Raw genomic sequence first — 16,571 nt, 5'->3', positions numbered from 1 at the left:
CATATGAAATCCTTATTCCCCTTTCGGGCCGTAGCTGCCGCCGTGGCGCTAACGGGAACCGCCGGGCTGGTGTCATCCTGCAAAGATTACCTGGATGTAGAGCCGGTGGCGCTCAATACCACTTCCTATATATTCAGCACAGTAGCTGGCGCCACTACCGCCGTTATTGGCGCCTACGACCCCCTTTCGGGCGACAACGGGTACGGGCAGCGCATCAGCCTGTACTATTCCGTAGATACTGATGAAATGATTGGCTCGCCGGGTGCCCCCGATGGGCAGCGTCGCAGCATTGCGCGCTACAAGGCCCTGGCTACCAACACCGAAATTACCAACCCCTGGAACCAGCTGTACCAGGGTGTGGAGCGCGCCAACATTTGTATTCAGCAGATTCCACAGATGGCACTCTACACTAGCGGTTCGGCGGCCGACACGGCTGCGCTGCACCGCTTGCACGGCGAGGCTCTAACCCTGCGGGCGCAGTACTACTTTGAGCTGATCCGCAACTGGGGGGATGTGCCGGCGCAGTTTACGCCCTCGGTATCGGGCCAGAACTTCAACCTGCCCAATACCGACCGCAACGAAACCCTGGCCCGCCTCATTGCCGACCTGGGCCAAGCTCAAAAGCTGGTGCCGTGGCGCTCTGCCGCGGGTACTGCCAACGAGCGAATCACGAAAGGTGCCGTGAAAGCCCTGCGGGCCCGCCTGGCCCTCTACCGGGGCGGCTACTCGCTGCAAGGAGTGCAGATGGTGCGCCCCGCCGACTACCTGGATTACTACCGCATTGCCCGCCAGGAGTGCGCCGAGCTGATGGCACGTCCGAACGAGCACAAGTTGAACACCACGTTCCTGGAAGTATTCCAGAGCATCAACCAGCAGCGCGCCGATGTAGCCAACGAAATCATGTTCCAGGTAGGTGCAGGTGGCTCCACGGCCGCTTCCGACAGCAAGCAGGGCTACTACAATGGCCCACGCTTGCAGAACGCCTCCAGCGCCTATGGTTCTACCCAGGGCGCCATGGTCATTGCACCTACCTATTTCTATGCCTTCGACTCGACGGACACCCGCCGCGACGTAACCCTAACGCCCTACGGCATGGCCAGCACCAGCACGTTCTTCTCGGGCGTGGCCCTGAATGTGGTAACGGACGGCAAGTTCCGCCGCGACTGGCACGTGCCCCTGGTGACGGGCTCTAGCAACTACTTGGGCTACAACTGGCCACTTATTCGATTTGCGGATGTGGTCTTGATGTTTGCCGAAACCGAAAACGAGCTAAACGGCCCCACGCAGGCGGCTAAAGACGCCCTGTTGCAAGTGCGCACCCGCGCCTTTGGTAGTGCCGCCAAAGCGGCAGTAGGCCTGAATATGGCTTCCAAAGAAGCCATGTTCAATGCCATTGTGAATGAGCGCTACCTTGAGTTTGGTGGCGAAGGCATTCGTAAGTACGACCTGCTCCGCTGGAACCTGTTTGCTACTAAAATTGCGGAGGTGAAGGCGGAGATTGAGAAGCTGGCCAAAAACCAGGCTCCTTATCAGAACGTGCCCCAGTACATGTACTACAAAACGCCGGCTGCTGGCCCCGTGCAGTGGACTCGCTCGTTCTACCGGCCTTCACCCAGCAATACGGCTGCCCCTACGGGTACCGTGCGCGTAAACTGGCGCCAGGCTATTGATGCAGCCTACCTCGCAAATCTGCGCCCCGCTGGCACTTCCTACACCCTGGGCACTACCACGGCTGCTAGCGTAGGCAGCGGCCTGGCTGCCGAGTACGTGCCGGGCTTAGGCAAAGAATTGCTTCCAATTCCGCAAAGCACCCTGGCTTCTGATCCGGCATTAAAGCAAAATCAGGGCTATTAGCAGGTGACTACATGAAAGCTAGCGGTGTGAAATCCTAGTATTTCGCATTAGGCCTGGCTGCACTCCCCACATCCTTCCTTTTTGAGATTATGACTTCTGCACAACCGGCTTTCTCTACAACTTCTCATCTGCCTGGCTAACGGTAGGGGTGGGCGTGCAACGCCAAATTCTGGCGTATGGTCCCGACCTGATGCTGGTGAAAGTGGCCTTTGAAGCTGGGGGGGTAGGAGCCCGGCACCACCACGTGCACAGCCAAATTACCTACGTGGAAAGTGGCGTGTTCCGGTGCACGGTAGGCGAAGAAGAACGGGTGCTCCGCGCGGGCGACACGTTCTACGCCGCCCCCGACGTGTGGCACGGGGTAGAGTGCCTGGAAGCGGGCGTGCTGCTGGATTCTTTCAGTCCCATGCGGGAAGACTTTGTGTAATCGCCCGATGCTGTTTGCGCGTTGCACCATGAAAAAATTAGTGAGCTACCTGTTCCTGCTGGTGGGGGTTGGGGAAATGGGAATCTTATCGGCCGGGCCCAGCAGGTAACGGTGTCGGCGGATGGTTCGGGAAACTTCCGGACCATCCAAGCCGCCATCAACAGCTTGCCCAATGAGGCAACCAAGCCGCGGACGGTGTACATCAAAAATGGCACCTACCGTGAGAAAGTGCTTCTCGATGGCAAGCAGAACATCATTCTGAAAGGCCAGAGCGAAAAAGGCGTGGTGCTGACGTTTGCGCAGGCACGCGACGCGTGGCGCTGCGACCCGGTTGCGGGCCAAGACGACTGGGGCGTAGCTACGCTGAACATGCGCAACTCCCCCGATATCACATTAGAAAACCTCACGGTAATCAACAGCTTCGGCTTTGATGCCACCGGCCCCGTTACAATTGATTGCCCCACGGAGCCCACCAAAAAGAAAACCCTGAGCAAAACCGGCCACCAAATGGCGCTGCGTACCATGCCCGGTACTACCCGCCTTGTGGTGAAGCACTGCACCTTCCGGGCCCTGGGCGGCGACACGGTGAGCCCCTGGGACGTGGATGCGGGCCTGTATTACTTTCAGGACTGCACCATGGAGGGCGGGGTAGACTTCTACTGCCCCCGGGGCTGGGCTTATGCGGAAAACTGCCGCTTTATCTGCCACAACACCTCGGCCGCCATCTGGCACGATGGCTCCGCGGATCAGGACTCCAAGACGGTCTTGAAGAACTGCTCCTTCGAGGGGGACCCAGGCTTCAAGCTAGGGCGCTTTCACCGGGAAGCTCAGTTCTACCTCGTGGACTGCACCTTCGGGCAGAACATGGCCGACGCGGATATTTACTGGGCTCAGTCGGGGCCCGGGGCTAAGCAGTGGGGGCGCCGGGTGTACTACCAGAACTGCCACCGGCAGGGCGGCGACTTTGCGTGGTTTAAAAACAACTTGAGCGCGGCGCAGGGCGCTCCGAAAGCCCGTAAAATTGGGGCCGACTGGACCTTTGGCGGTCGGTGGTATCCAAAATCGGGCAAGGCAGCTACGGTGCCGCTCAAGCCATCTAACCTAAACGCTCCCGACCGGTACTCGGCCCGGCCCGCTACGGCTACGGCTTCGCTATCGGGCGGGGCCGTGGCTAGTGCTGCACCAGCCCCTGCGGCTAGCGTTGACTCGGTGGCCGAGCGGATGCTGCTGTACCAGCGGACTGTGGGTGGCTGGCCTAAGATGGTGAACAACATCAAAGTAAAGTACGACCACGCCATGACTGTGGCCGAAGAAGCCGCTACCCGCGACGACGCCGGCCGCAACGATGCCACCATCGACAACGATGCCACCACGCGGGAAATACGCTACCTGGTGAAGGCGTTTCAAACGACTTCTAACGCTGCCTATAAAGCGGCGGCTGAGAGAGGTATCCGCTACCTGCTGAAAATGCAGTATGCCAACGGCGGCTTTCCCCAGTACTACCCCGACCTGAGCAGCTACCGCCACCAGATTACCTACAACGACAACGCCATGGTGCGGGCCTTGCAGGTGCTGCGTGATGTGAGCCGCCGCGCCAACGGTTTGGAGGTAGTAGACGCCGCCCTGGTGGCCCCTGCCACCACCGCCGTAAACCGGGGCATCGACTGCATGCTGAAAACCCAGTACGTGCAAAAAGGGAAGCTCACGGCCTGGTGCGCCCAACACGACGAGAAAACCCTACTGCCAGTGAAGGCCCGTGCGTTTGAGCTGCCTTCCCTGAGTGGTATGGAAACCGTGTCTATCGTGCAGTTTCTGATGGACACGGAAAGCCCAACGCCAGCTATTAAGAAAGCAATAGAGGCGGCCGTGGCGTGGCTGCAAATGGTGAAGATTACGGGGTACACCGTGAAGGACCAACCCGACGCCAAGCAGCCCAAGGGCTTCGACCGGGTAATCGTGCCGGAGGCCAATGCTACTATCTGGGCTCGTTTTTATGACCTCAACACCAACCGACCCATCTACGTGGGCCGCGATTCCCAGCCCCATGCTACGCTGGCCGAAATAGAGTACGAGCGACGCACCGGCTACGCTTATGCCGGTACCTGGCCCGAAAAGCTGCTCAACCGCGACTACCCGCGCTGGCAGCAGAAATGGAATAGCAACGCCACGCCCACCCTGGGCCGCAAACAATAACGGTTTTAACCATGCCGCACTTATCCCGACACCTGGTTTCCCAAGCGCCCGCAACCACCGTTGCGCTGCCCTCATCCGCTCTGCTGGAACTCCCCGAGAAAGTTCTTCAATTTGGTACGGGCGTGCTGCTGCGCGGCCTACCTGACTACCTCATTGACAAGGCGAACCGCCAAGGTGTTTTCAACGGCCGCATTGTCGTTGTGAAAAGCACCGACGGTGGTGACATTGATGCGTTTACCCGCCAAGATGGTCTGTACACGCTCGGCATCCGTGGCATTGAGGACGGCCGTGAGATATCCGAAAACGTCGTTTGCTCGGCCATCAGCCGGGTGTTGTCGGCGAAAAGCCAGTGGGCCGACATCTTGGCCTGCGCGGCCAATCCAGACCTGCAAGTGGTACTTTCTAATACCACGGAAGTCGGCATTCAGCTCGTGTCGGACGACATTAGCCAGAGCCCGCCCCAGTCGTTTCCCGGCAAGCTGCTTGCGTTTCTGCTGGCCCGCTACCGTGCCTTTGCGGGCGCCAAGGACAAAGGTCTCGTCATTGTCCCTACCGAGCTAATTCCGGATAATGGAACCAAGCTGGAAGCCATTTTGCTGGAGCAAGCGCACCGCAACGGCTTGGATGCAGAGTTCATCGACTGGCTGGAAACGGCCAACCAGGTGTGCAACTCCCTGGTAGACCGCATTGTGCCCGGCCGCCCTGATAAGGCTACCCAGGCCGTCTTAGCCGCTGAGCTGGGCTACGAAGATGAGTTGCTGACTATGTCGGAGGTATACACGCTCTGGGCCATTGAGGGCGACGCCCGGGTTAAGGAGATTCTGTCGTTTGAGCAGGTAGATGCTGGCGTGATTGTTCAGCCTGACATCAACCTGTTTCGGGAGCTGAAGCTTCGCCTGCTGAACGGTACCCACACCCTGAGCTGCGGCTTGGCTCATTTGGCGGGCTTTACTACGGTGCGCGAGGCCATGGAAGATGCCAACCTAGCAGGCTTTGTGCACAACCTGATGCTGGCAGATTTGCTACCCGGCATTCCCTATCAGGTAGACGAAAAAATGGGGCAGCGCTTCGGCATGCAAGTGCTCGACCGGTTTCGCAACCCATCCATTGAGCACCGGTGGTTGTCCATTTCCATGAACTACACGGCCAAAATGCAGATGCGTAACGTGCCCACGCTGCTGCATTATTACCAGAAGCTGAAGGCGGTACCACACTACATGGCCTTGGGCTTTGCCGCTTACCTGGGCTTTATGCGCGCTACCCGGCAGGAGGGAGGCACGTGGTATGGGGAGGCAAACGGCCAGTCCTATGAAATTCAGGACGACAAGGCGGGCTACTTCGCCGACCTGTGGGCCCGCCTGGAACCCGCAGAACTCACCCACACTGTGCTGCAAAACCAAGCCTTGTGGGGCCACGACTTGTCGGCGCTACCTGGGTTTACGGCTGGCGTAACGCGCTACCTGGAAAAAATCCTTGAGCACGGCGCCCGTACTACCGTCGCCCACACGCTTAACCGCACTGTGGCGCAAAATGTGGCCGTGTAAACTCATCCTCTCCCGGAAAAGTTGTACGGTCAGAACATCACTTTAGAAAATACTCCAATGAAACATTTGGTAGCCAAAATTCACCCCGACGATAACGTGCTGGTAGCCCTCACGGACCTGCCCATTGGCACGCCCGTCACGTGGGATGGCATCACCGTCACGACTACCGAAAAGATACCGGCCAAGCACAAACTGGCGTTGCAATTTCTCGCTCCCGGCGACCTGTGCATATGTATGGGGTGCTGGTAGGTAAAGCCCGCGAAGCCATTGGGGTAGGTGGGTTGCTCACGACTAGCAACATGCGCCACGCTACCGACAGCTACGACGAGCACCACCAGCGCCGCGCCGAGTGGCCCGTGCCCGACGTAAGCAAGTGGCAGGAACGCACGTTTATGGGCTTTCACCGCGCCGATGGCAGCGTAGGCACGGCCAACTACTGGCTGGTGATTCCACTGGTATTCTGCGAAAACCGCAATATTCAGGTGCTGGAAGAAGCCTTAGTAAATGACCTTGCTACGCCCGCCGCAAGAGCTACCAGCCCCAAACCCAGGAGCTGATTTCGCTGATGCAAGCTGGCAAGTCGGTAGAGGAAATTCTGGCCACGGACCTGCACTCGGCGGAGAACGGCCAGCACAAGCCCAAGCTATTTCCGAACGTAGACGGCATCCGGTTTTTAAGCCACGAGGGGGGCTGCGGCGGTATCCGCCAAGATGCTCAAACCCTGTGCGGACTACTGGCCGGCTATATTACGCACCCCAACGTGGCTGGTGCTACGGTACTGAGCTTGGGCTGCCAAAACGCGCAGGTGAGCATGTTGCAGGACGAAATTAACAAGCGCAGCTCCAATTTCCAGAAGCCGCTTTACATTCTGGAGCAGCAGAAAATAGGCACCGAAGAAGCCCTGGTGAGCACTGCCCTGCGCCAAACCTTTGCGGGCCTGATGTTGGCTAATCAGCAGACGCGCCAGCCAGCGCCACTGAGCAAGCTTTGCATTGGGCTGGAGTGCGGCGGCTCCGATGGTTTTTCGGGTATCTCGGCTAACCCAGCCGTGGGTCACGTGTCGGACTTGCTTGTGGCTTTAGGGGGCTCCGTTATCCTGGCTGAGTTTCCGGAGCTGTGCGGGGTAGAGCAGGAGCTGGTAGACCGTAGCGTAAATACGGCCACCGCCGAGCGGTTCAGCTCCCTCATGAAAGCCTACGGAGACTCGGCCGTGGCCGTGGGATCTGGCTTCGATATGAATCCTTCGCCGGGCAACATTCGCGACGGCCTTATTACCGACGCCATGAAGTCGGCGGGAGCGGCGCGCAAGGGCGGCTCCTCGCCCGTGGTAGCCGTGCTCGACTACCCCGAGCCGGTAACCCAGCCGGGGCTCAACCTGCTGTGTACTCCCGGCAACGACGTGGAGTCTACCACGGCGGAGGTAGGCTCGGGGGCCACGGTAGTACTGTTCACTACTGGCCTGGGCACGCCCACCGGCAACCCCATTGCACCCGTGGTTAAGATTTCGAGCAACACGGCCTTGGCCAAGCGCATGCCCGATATCATTGACTTGAACACCGGTACCGTCATCGACGGGGAAGAAACCATTGAGCAGGCCGGGGAGCGAATTCTGGACTACGTGGTTCGTGTAGCCAGTGGTGAGGAAGTTGCCGCCGTGCGCCACGGCCAAACCGACTTTATTCCGTGGAAACGCGGAGTTTCTCTGTAATACCCAGCTTTCACCTTGTTTGGGGCGCTTGCCAAAACTAGCCTGTCGCTCGCTTTAGTAAGCGCCTTAAACCACTGCCTTCCGGCGGCGCACCTACCGTAATCGTTTCCGTTAAAAAACCAAGGGAATACGGTTCTAAACTGGTCAGAAGCTGCCCGCATCTGGATACCTTTACTCACTACCCATACCCGCTTCTGAGGGCTACCCAACCATCTTAGTTGACCATGAAGCCATTCCTCAACCACGACTTCCTGCTGCAAACGGCCACGGCCAGCACACTCTACCACGAGTATGCCAAGCAGATGCCCATCATCGACTACCACAACCACCTGCTGCCCGACCAAATTGCGCAAGACAAGCAGTTTGATACTATCACGCAGGTGTGGCTCTACGGCGACCATTATAAGTGGCGGGCTATGCGCACCAATGGCGTACCAGAGCGTTACATCACCGGGGATGCCTCCGATTGGGAAAAGTTTGAGAAGTGGGCCGAAACGGTGCCACAGACGGTGCGCAATCCTTTGTACCACTGGACCCACCTGGAATTGCAGCGCTACTTCGGCATCACGGAGCTACTGAACAAAGACAGCGCCCGCCGCATCTACGACCAGTGTAACGCGCTGCTGCGTACGCCCGAGTACTCCGTGCAGAACCTGCTGCGCAAGATGAACGTGGAAACCCTATGCACCACCGACGACCCCGCCGATTCTTTGGATTACCACCGTGCCCTCCAGGAAACCGACTTTGAGGTGCAAGTGCTGCCTACCTTCCGCCCCGATAAGGCAATGGCCCCTGAGGATGCTGCCAGCTACAACGCTTACCTCGACAAGTTGGGGCAAGCAGCGGGGGTAGACATTCGCACCTTCGCCGACTTGGAAGCCGCCCTGCGCCAGCGCCACGACTTTTTCGCTACCCTTAGGTGCCGTCTTTCCGACCACGGGTTAGAGCAAATCTACGCGGCTGCGTACACTGAGGCCGAAATCAGCACGATCTTCTCCCGCGTGCGGGGTGGGCAGGCGCTGAGCGAGCAGGAAATACTGCAGTTCAAATCGGCCATGCTGGTCTTGCTGGCGGAGATGGACTGGGAGAAAGGCTGGACCCAGCAGTTTCACCTGGGGGCACTGCGCAACAATAACACTCGCATGCTGCGCCAGCTCGGCCCCGATACGGGCTGGGATTCTATTGGCGACTTCGCCCAGGGGCGTGCTCTTTCTTCCTTCCTCAACCGCCTCGATGAGCAGGATAAGCTAGCCAAAACCATTATCTATAACCTAAATCCGGCCGATAATGAGCTGATTGCCACCATGATTGGCAACTTCAACGACGGCTCAGTAGCAGGCAAGGTACAGTTCGGCTCGGGCTGGTGGTTCCTGGACCAGAAGGATGGCATGGAAAAGCAGATCAACGCCCTCTCGAATATGGGCCTGCTAAGCCGCTTTGTAGGCATGCTCACCGACTCGCGCTCCTTCCTCTCGTACCCGCGCCATGAGTACTTCCGTCGCGTGCTGTGCAACCTCTTCGGCAACGACGTGGAAAACGGCGAGCTGCCCGAAGACCTGGAACTGCTCGGTGGTATTGTGCAGAACATCTGCTACGGCAACGCCAAAGAGTACTTCGGTTTCGCTACCGTGGCGGCGCCCATTGAAACTGCGGTAGTATAGCCCCGCTCGTTCCTAGTAGACCGTTCGGGGGCGCCAGCCGCTGCAGAATGGTCAACACGATTCTCTCCTTCCTCCATGAAGCAAGTTGTCACCTTTGGTGAAATCATGATGCGGCTTTCCCCGCCGCAAAATTTGCGGTTGTCGCAGGCACACTCGTTGGATATTACCTACGGTGGCGGGGATGCTAACGTGGCTGCGGCACTAGCGTACTTAGGCATGCCGGCTGCCCACGCCGGCTGCTTTCCTGATAATGCCGTAGGGCACGCAGCGGCGCAGCATTTTCAGCACCACGGCGTGGATATGCAGCACTGCGTATTTCAAGGCCAGCGCCTGGGGCTCTACTTCCTAGAAGTAGGCGCGTCGTTGCGCGCGAGCCGCATCGTTTACGACCGGTATGATTCTGCCTTTGCCAACCTGCAACCCGAGTGGTTTGATTGGGACAAGATTCTAGGAAATGCCCAGTGGCTGCACTGGACGGGCATCACGCCCGCCATTTCGGCTACGGCCGCGCAGGCTACTAAAGAGGCCATTGCCGCCGCTCGCCGCCTGGGGCTCACCGTGTCGGCCGACGTGAACTACCGCCGCAACCTGTGGCAGTATGGGCAGCGTGCCCAAGACGTGATGCCTGAGCTAGTAGCCGGCTGCGACATGGTAGTGTGCACCGAAGGCGATGCCGAGGACTTGTTTGGCATCAAAGCCGAAGCCGGCGCCGAAAACAGCTTCGTGTCGATGAGCCAGCAACTAGTGCAGCGTTTTCCCCAGATCAAGCAGGTAATTGCTACCCGCCGCAACACCCAAAGCGCTTCGCATGAGCGAATTCGCGGCCTGGCATACGTGGAAGGCGACTATTACGAAACGGAGGACTTTGACATCAACCTGTGGTAGACCGCATTGGTGGAGGCGACTCCTTCATTTCGGGCTTTATCTACGGACAACTGACCTATTCTACTGTTACGGAGGCTCTTACCTTCGCTACGGCCGCTTCCGCCCTCAAGCACACCATTTCCGGCGACATCAACTTGGTGACAGCGGCCGAAGTCGAGCACATCATGGCGGGCAACACGACCGGCCGTTTGCTGCGCTAACTCACTCTGAACTCCATTGCCTGGGGGCTGCGCCCTTGGGTTCTATCTTCCTTCCATGTCCCGAATTTTATCTGCCGACGCCCTGGAAACCGTGCTGCGCTACCCCGTAGTACCGGTGTTCTATCATGCCGATGCCGCTTACGCCAAGCGTATCTTGGAAACCTGCTACGCGGGCGGACTACGCGTCTTCGAGTTTACGAACCGTGGCGCCAATGCCTTTGACGTGTTTACCGAGCTAGTAGCCTTTGCGCACGAAAACTGCCCGGACATGCTCCTCGGCATTGGCACTATTTACACCGCCGCCGATGCGGAGCGGTTTATTCAGGCCGGTGCGGCCTTTGTGGTACAGCCGTGCTTAACGGAAGAAGTAGCGGAGGTATGCCGACAGCATGGCACGCCTTGGCTGCCCGGCACCATGACGGTGGCAGAAGTATACCGGGCTACCCAACTAGGGGCGGCCATTGTGAAGATATTTCCGGGCAATGTAGTTGGGCCGGGCTTCATCAAAAGCCTGCGCGGCCCTATGCCTACCGTGCCACTTATGGTAACGGGTGGGGTAGAGCCCACGGAAGAAAGCTTGCGCGAGTGGTTTCAGGCCGGCGTCAACGTGGTTGGGATGGGCTCCCAGCTATTCAAGAATGCCGACGATACTGAGGCGCTGCGCCAGCAAATTGCCAGCCTGCTCGCCTTTGTAGGCACGCTTAAAAAGTAGGAACCCCACCCTGCTGCTTGGGCGATGACCGTTGCCTTTTCATAGTATCTCCCACCGAATTTTCCTGAATTCGATGATACAATCCCCACCCGCTGTTGCGGCCACTCCCACGGCCACCAGCATTGGCAAATACCGCTGGACCATCTGCTCCTTGGTGTTCTTTGCCACCACGGTAAACTACCTCGACCGGGCTGTTATATCTCTGCTTAAGCCTTACCTGGAAACCGAGTTTCGCTGGAATGCCGGCGACTACGCCAACATTGAAATTGCCTTTAAGCTAGCCTATTCCTTGGGTATGCTTGGGGTAGGCCGCGTAATCGACAAGCTTGGAACCAAGATGGGGTATGCCGTATCTACCTTCCTGTGGAGCCTGTCGGCCATTGGGCATGCCTTTGTGAGTAGTACCCTGGGCTTTAGCGTTGCCCGTGCCTTTTTGGGCGTAACGGAAGCCGGCAACTTCCCGGCGGCCATCAAAACCACCGCCGAGTGGTTTCCGCAGAAGGAGCGCGCCTTGGCTACGGGTATTTTCAACTCAGGGTCCAACGTGGGCGCTATTATTGCCCCGCTGACGGTGCCCCTCATTGCCGAGACAATCGGCTGGCAGTGGGCCTTCGTCATCACGGGCGCGCTTGGCTTTGTGTGGCTGGTGCTGTGGTTTATGCTCTACGAGGTGCCTGCACGCCACGCCAAATTGACCAAAGCTGAGTTCGACTACATTCACAGCGACGTAGATGATCTGGCGGCCGCCTCCATAGAGACCAAACCCAAGGTGTCGTGGTTCAAGCTGCTGACTTTCCGCCAAACCTGGGGCTTCGTGCTTGGCAAGTTCCTGACCGACCCCATCTGGTGGTTCTACCTGTTTTGGTTGCCCGACTTCCTCAATAAGCAGTACGGCTTGAAAGGTACCGAAGTGGCCGTACCCGTAGCCATGGTGTACGTGCTGTCTAGTATAGGTAGCATTGGGGGTGGCTGGATTCCCATGAACTTCATCAAGAATGGCTGGCCCGCATTCAAGGCTCGCAAAATCAGCATGCTCCTCATTGCTCTCTGCGTGTTCCCCATCGTGTTTGCCCAGCAGCTCGGGCAGATCAATATGTGGCTGGCCGTGCTGGTGATTGGTATTGCGGCGGCGGCACACCAGGCTTGGAGCGCCAATATCTTCACCACCGTATCGGACATGTTCCCGAAGCGGGCCGTGGCTTCGGTTACGGGTATTGGCGGCATGGCCGGCGGACTAGGTGGCATTCTGCTTTCGGCCTTGGTGCAGAAGCGCATGTTTGTGTATTACGAAAGCATCGGGCAACTCGACAAAGCTTACTTCATCATGTTCTGGATTTGCGGCGGGGCCTACCTGCTGGCCTGGGTGCTGATGCACTTCCTGGCGCCCCGCATGAAGCAAATTGACCTAGATAGTACCACCTCGGCCGCGGAATAACCTCCTGCTTTCGTCTTTCTGAGCTATGAAAAAGAACCATGTGTTGCTGGCCCTGCTGTGGCTGGCCCTGCCTATCCTTGCCTTTGCCCAATCCAAAAATGACGTTGCGGCTGCCAAACAGGTAGAAACATTGGAGCGTCAACGGTTTGAGGCTCAGGTGAAAAAGGATTACACCATTCTTGAAAAGGTTTTTGCCGACGACTTGGTGTACACCCATTCCAACGGCAAGCAAAACAACAAGCAGGAGTATATCCAAAGCATCCGCGACGGAAAAAGCCAGTACGATAAAATCGACGTGGAAACCCTGAACGTGCGTGCGTACAACGACGGTAAGGCCGCCGTGGTGAACGGTACAATTACCATCACGTTGCCCAATAAGCCCGATGGCACGCCCAATCTGGCCCATTTGAAATACGTGGTAGTGCAAATAAAGGACCCCAAGAAGGGATGGCAGGTAGTGCTCTGGCAGTCCCAGAAACAGCCCGAAGTCAAAAGCTAATTATAGGCCGGGACACTGGTAGCTTCCAATTCAGGAAGTGAGGTCCTATGCAAACTCAAGGGTGCTGCACGCCCAACGCAGGCAGTGCATTCCTGCCCTCAACGACGACTTACTTTCTAAATCATTCAGCTCATCCAACAGAATACGCGGCGGCTTTCGGGCGGAAGTGGAAGTTAGGGGCCACTACCCGCTCGGAATGCTGCCGCAATTCTGGTGGCCTCACCGTATCCTGTTCATGCCATGAGTATTACAAAGGAAAATGCTATAGCCCAGCCAGTTGGAACCACCTTGGAGCGCTACATTATGCGCAAACAGGCCGAGTTTCCGTTTGCCACTGGTGAGTTGAGTCAGTTGCTGCGCGACATTGCGTTGGCCGGCAAGATTGTAAACCGGGAAGTAAACCGGGCAGGCCTGACCAGCATTATTGGGGCCATGGGCCAGCAGAATGTGCAAGGTGAGGCGCAGCAGAAGCTGGATGTGGAAGCGAACATCCGCTTCATTCGGGCTCTTACCAACGGCGGTGAGGCGTGCGCAGTGCTATCCGAAGAAGAGGACGACATCATTCATACCGGTAACTGCAACGGCAAGTACGTGGTGGCTATTGACCCGCTGGATGGCTCCTCTAATATTGATGTCAACATCAGCATCGGGACCATTTTCAGCATCTACCGTCGGGTGTCGCCGGTGGGAGAGGACGCCACGCGCGAGGATTTCTTGCAGGGTGGGCGGCGCCAAGTGGCGGCCGGCTACATCCTGTACGGCTCCAGCACCATGCTAGTGTACACCACTGGCCACGGGGTAGCCGGGTTCACCTACGAAAACTCCCTAGGCGAATTCTTCCTTTCTCACCCCAGCATTAGCATCCCTACTTCTGGTACGGTATTCAGCTGCAACGAGGGCTACTGGTTCGACTACCCCCAGTACGTGCGCGACTACCTGATGCAGTGCAAGCGCCAGGGGCAAAGCGGCCGCTACGTGGGCTCGTTGGTGGCAGACTATCACCGCAACCTGCTCACAGGGGGAATCTATTTGTACCCGCCCACGTCAAAAAACCCTAGTGGCAAGCTGCGCGTGCTGTACGAAGCCTTCCCGCTAGCCTTCCTAATTGAGCAGGCCGGTGGCACTGCCGAATCGGAGCATGGGCCCATCTTGGATATTGTGGCTACAGAATTTCACCAGCGCACCCCGTTGTTTGTAGGGTCTTCCAGCATGGTAAACTTGCTGCTTACCAAGAGTGTAGGCGCCGTAGAGCAAGAGCAGCCGGTAGTTGCAGGAGCCACGGCGGCAGTGTAACTAGCGGCAGCGTTCAAAACAAATCCAAAATAATCCTCTTTAGGAAGCAGGATTTCCTAAACTAAGAACTGACTGCTTCTCTCCTCGCCATGCCTAAAATCGTTTCACCACAGGTGGAGTTCAGCTTTTTGCTGCAACAAACCAAGAATGTTACTCCCGAAATATTCACTGCCGACGGCACAGGTTTTCTGAACCTGCTGGAAGGCCGCTGGCAAGAGCCCGGCAAGCCGCGCCCGTTCATTTCGCCCGTCGATGGCTCGGAAATTGGTTCGCTGCCCATGCTCAGCCGGGAAGTAGCCCTGCGTGCTGTGGAGTCGGCGAAGAAAGAGGCTGCGGCCTGGGCCGCTACGGATTTGGATGAGCGCAAACGCCGCGTGCAAGACTGCCTCGACCAGCTGCGCCCCCATGTAGAGCTGATTGGCAAGCTGCTAATCTGGGAAATCGGCAAAACCTACAAGCTGGGTTTCACCGACATCGACCGCGCTATTGATGGCGTGCAATGGTACGTAGACAACATTGAGAGCATGCTGGGCAACCGCAAGCCCCTGGGCCTGGTGAGCAACATTGCTTCCTGGAACTATCCCATGTCGGTGCTGCTGCATGCGGTGCTAGTGCAGGCCTTGTGCGGCAACGCCGTTATTGCCAAGACGCCTACCGATGGAGGCTTTATTTCTCTAAGCCTAGCTTTTGCTATTGCTCGCCGCTGTGGCCTGCCCGTAACGCTGGTTAGCGGCTCGGGGGGCGAACTGAGCGACGTACTGGTGAAACATGATGCGGTAGACTGCCTCTCCTTCGTGGGCGGGCGCTACAACGGACGCAACATTGCCGATGCACTAAGCCAGGAGCATAAGCGCTACATGCTGGAAATGGAAGGCGTGAACACCTACGGCATCTGGAATTTCTCTGATTGGGATGGTCTTTCTGATCAGCTCAAGAAGGGTTACGACTACGGTAAGCAGCGTTGCACGGCCTATGTGCGCTTTGTAGTAGAGCGGAGCCTGTTCCCGCAGTTCGTAGAAACCTACTGGAATACTATTAAAGGCCTGAAAGTGGGCAACCCCACGCTGGTAGACAGCCCCGACGACAAGCTGCCAGAGCTGGCGTTTGGTCCCGTTATCAACAAAGCCCAGGCTGAAGACTTAGACCGTCTCTACGCCGACGCGCTGAAAACTGGCGCTACGCCCATCTACGAAGGCAAGCTTGACGACAGCCTGTTCCTGCCCGGCCAGGACCGTTCGGCCTACCGTGCGCCGCGGGCCCTAGTCAACCTGCCCCGCCAGAGCGAGCTGTACTTTAAGGAGCCCTTTGGTCCCATCGACAGCATTGTGCTGGTTGACCGCGTGGAGGAGCTGGTAGGCGAGATGAACATTTCAAACGGAGCCTAGTGGGCGCCTTGGCTTCCGACGATGAGAAGTGGGCGCAGCGCACGGCCAAGGAAGTGCGCGCCTTTAAAATGGGAATCAACAAGCTTCGTTCCCGCGGCGACCGGGAAGAGGTGTTCGGCGGCATGGGCGAATCCTGGAAGGGTGCCTTTGTGGGCGGGGCTCTGCTGGTGGAGGCCGTAACTGAGGGCGAGAAAGCTATTCTGGGTAACTTCGAAGATGCTCTGCTGCTGCCTGAGAAAATCTAAAGCCGAGGTCAGCTCACTCTAACTCTAAGTAAAGCCAAGGGCTGAGGTTCTTGCTCTAGCTAGCAGGAGGATGATATGCTAAAGCCACCCTCTCAAACTGCGCGTTTTGCGTTTCGTTTGGGAGGGTGGCTTTTTGCTGTAGTAGCATTCCACTTTGCCTACGCCCTGGCAGCTTGCAAAGCAAGTTGCTTTGGCGAGGGAGCGGCGTATTGCACGATGTTCTCAATCATGCCCCGGAAGATGATGAAGTGAAACGGTACCAGCGAGTACCAGTACAGCCGCCCCGCCACCCCCTGCGGACGAAAGGCCGCCAACTGCTCCAGGGTGTGAGAGCCGTCGGGATTGTCGAGAATGCGGAACTGTAGCCACGCTTCACCGGGGAGTTTCATCTCGGCGTAGAGCAGTAGGCGGCGACTCGTGCGGTCGGCAACGAGTACGCGCCAGAAGTCGAGCGGGTCGCCGGCCCGGAGGCGGGTAGGAGAGCGGCGCCCCCGCCGCAACCCCGGGCCGCCCACCAGCTTATCAAGTAG

The 16,571-nt window shown here is 57.8% G+C and carries 14 protein-coding genes and 1 pseudogene; 14 read left to right on the top strand and 1 reads right to left on the bottom strand.

Annotated features, from left to right (window positions below; translation table 11 throughout):
- Window positions 1–3: 3 nt before the first annotated feature.
- The 14 genes and pseudogenes from VI25_RS18790 (at window position 4) to VI25_RS27920 (ending at window position 16,041) form a co-directional block, all read left to right on the top strand.
- Entirely contained in the window at window positions 4–1,854 is a 1,851-nt protein-coding gene (locus VI25_RS18790) for a RagB/SusD family nutrient uptake outer membrane protein (protein WP_045689143.1), read from the top strand.
- A gap of 154 nt (window positions 1,855–2,008) precedes the next feature.
- The gene (locus VI25_RS18785) at window positions 2,009–2,281 is read left to right on the top strand and encodes a cupin domain-containing protein (protein WP_316934369.1); all 273 of its coding nucleotides are present in this window, start codon (window positions 2,009–2,011) and stop codon (window positions 2,279–2,281) included.
- Between the two features lie 21 nt (window positions 2,282–2,302).
- Window positions 2,303–4,474, top strand: a complete 2,172-nt coding sequence (gene pelA, locus VI25_RS27185; RefSeq protein ID WP_236705130.1) for a pectate lyase — start codon at window positions 2,303–2,305, stop codon at window positions 4,472–4,474.
- Window positions 4,475–4,485: 11 nt separating this feature from the next.
- The gene (locus VI25_RS18775) at window positions 4,486–6,018 is read left to right on the top strand and encodes a tagaturonate reductase (RefSeq protein WP_045689141.1); all 1,533 of its coding nucleotides are present in this window, start codon (window positions 4,486–4,488) and stop codon (window positions 6,016–6,018) included.
- A gap of 57 nt (window positions 6,019–6,075) precedes the next feature.
- Window positions 6,076–7,726, top strand: a pseudogene (locus VI25_RS18770) (UxaA family hydrolase).
- Between the two features lie 224 nt (window positions 7,727–7,950).
- A complete protein-coding gene (uxaC, locus tag VI25_RS18765; protein ID WP_045689140.1) occupies window positions 7,951–9,387 on the top strand; it encodes a glucuronate isomerase in 1,437 nt (478 codons plus the stop codon).
- A gap of 75 nt (window positions 9,388–9,462) precedes the next feature.
- Window positions 9,463–10,272 carry a sugar kinase gene (locus VI25_RS18760; protein WP_201783332.1) on the top strand — a complete coding sequence of 270 codons (810 nt, stop codon included), beginning with the start codon at window positions 9,463–9,465 and terminating at the stop codon, window positions 10,270–10,272.
- A complete protein-coding gene (locus tag VI25_RS27925) occupies window positions 10,266–10,472 on the top strand; it encodes a PfkB family carbohydrate kinase (protein WP_201783331.1) in 207 nt (68 codons plus the stop codon). The genes VI25_RS18760 and VI25_RS27925 overlap by 7 nt, the downstream gene beginning before the upstream one ends.
- Window positions 10,473–10,527: 55 nt before the next feature.
- Window positions 10,528–11,184 (top strand): ketohydroxyglutarate aldolase, encoded by a 657-nt coding sequence (locus tag VI25_RS18755; RefSeq protein WP_045689138.1) that lies wholly within the window; start codon window positions 10,528–10,530, stop codon window positions 11,182–11,184.
- Between the two features lie 73 nt (window positions 11,185–11,257).
- Window positions 11,258–12,619 (top strand): MFS transporter, encoded by a 1,362-nt coding sequence (locus tag VI25_RS18750; RefSeq protein ID WP_045689137.1) that lies wholly within the window; start codon window positions 11,258–11,260, stop codon window positions 12,617–12,619.
- 25 nt (window positions 12,620–12,644) lie between these two features.
- Entirely contained in the window at window positions 12,645–13,118 is a 474-nt protein-coding gene (locus VI25_RS18745) for a nuclear transport factor 2 family protein (protein WP_045689136.1), read from the top strand.
- Window positions 13,119–13,358: 240 nt separating this feature from the next.
- Complete coding sequence (gene fbp / locus VI25_RS18740) at window positions 13,359–14,411, top strand: class 1 fructose-bisphosphatase (RefSeq protein WP_045689135.1); 1,053 nt, start codon at window positions 13,359–13,361, stop codon at window positions 14,409–14,411.
- Window positions 14,412–14,500: 89 nt separating this feature from the next.
- Window positions 14,501–15,796 (top strand): aldehyde dehydrogenase family protein, encoded by a 1,296-nt coding sequence (locus tag VI25_RS18735; RefSeq protein WP_262489982.1) that lies wholly within the window; start codon window positions 14,501–14,503, stop codon window positions 15,794–15,796.
- Window positions 15,797–15,804: 8 nt separating this feature from the next.
- Window positions 15,805–16,041 (top strand): hypothetical protein, encoded by a 237-nt coding sequence (locus tag VI25_RS27920; RefSeq protein WP_262489981.1) that lies wholly within the window; start codon window positions 15,805–15,807, stop codon window positions 16,039–16,041.
- 158 nt (window positions 16,042–16,199) lie between these two features.
- On the opposite strand, the gene VI25_RS18730 is transcribed toward VI25_RS27920, so the two are convergent.
- Window positions 16,200–16,571: DUF2867 domain-containing protein (locus tag VI25_RS18730; protein WP_045689134.1), on the bottom strand; the 372-nt coding region annotated here is incomplete at its 5' end.

Source organism: Hymenobacter sp. AT01-02 (assembly GCF_000961955.2).
Lineage (GTDB): Bacteria > Bacteroidota > Bacteroidia > Cytophagales > Hymenobacteraceae > Hymenobacter > Hymenobacter mucosus.
Note: the sequence above shows the minus strand (reverse complement) of the source record. Positions and strands in the feature narration are given on the sequence as shown.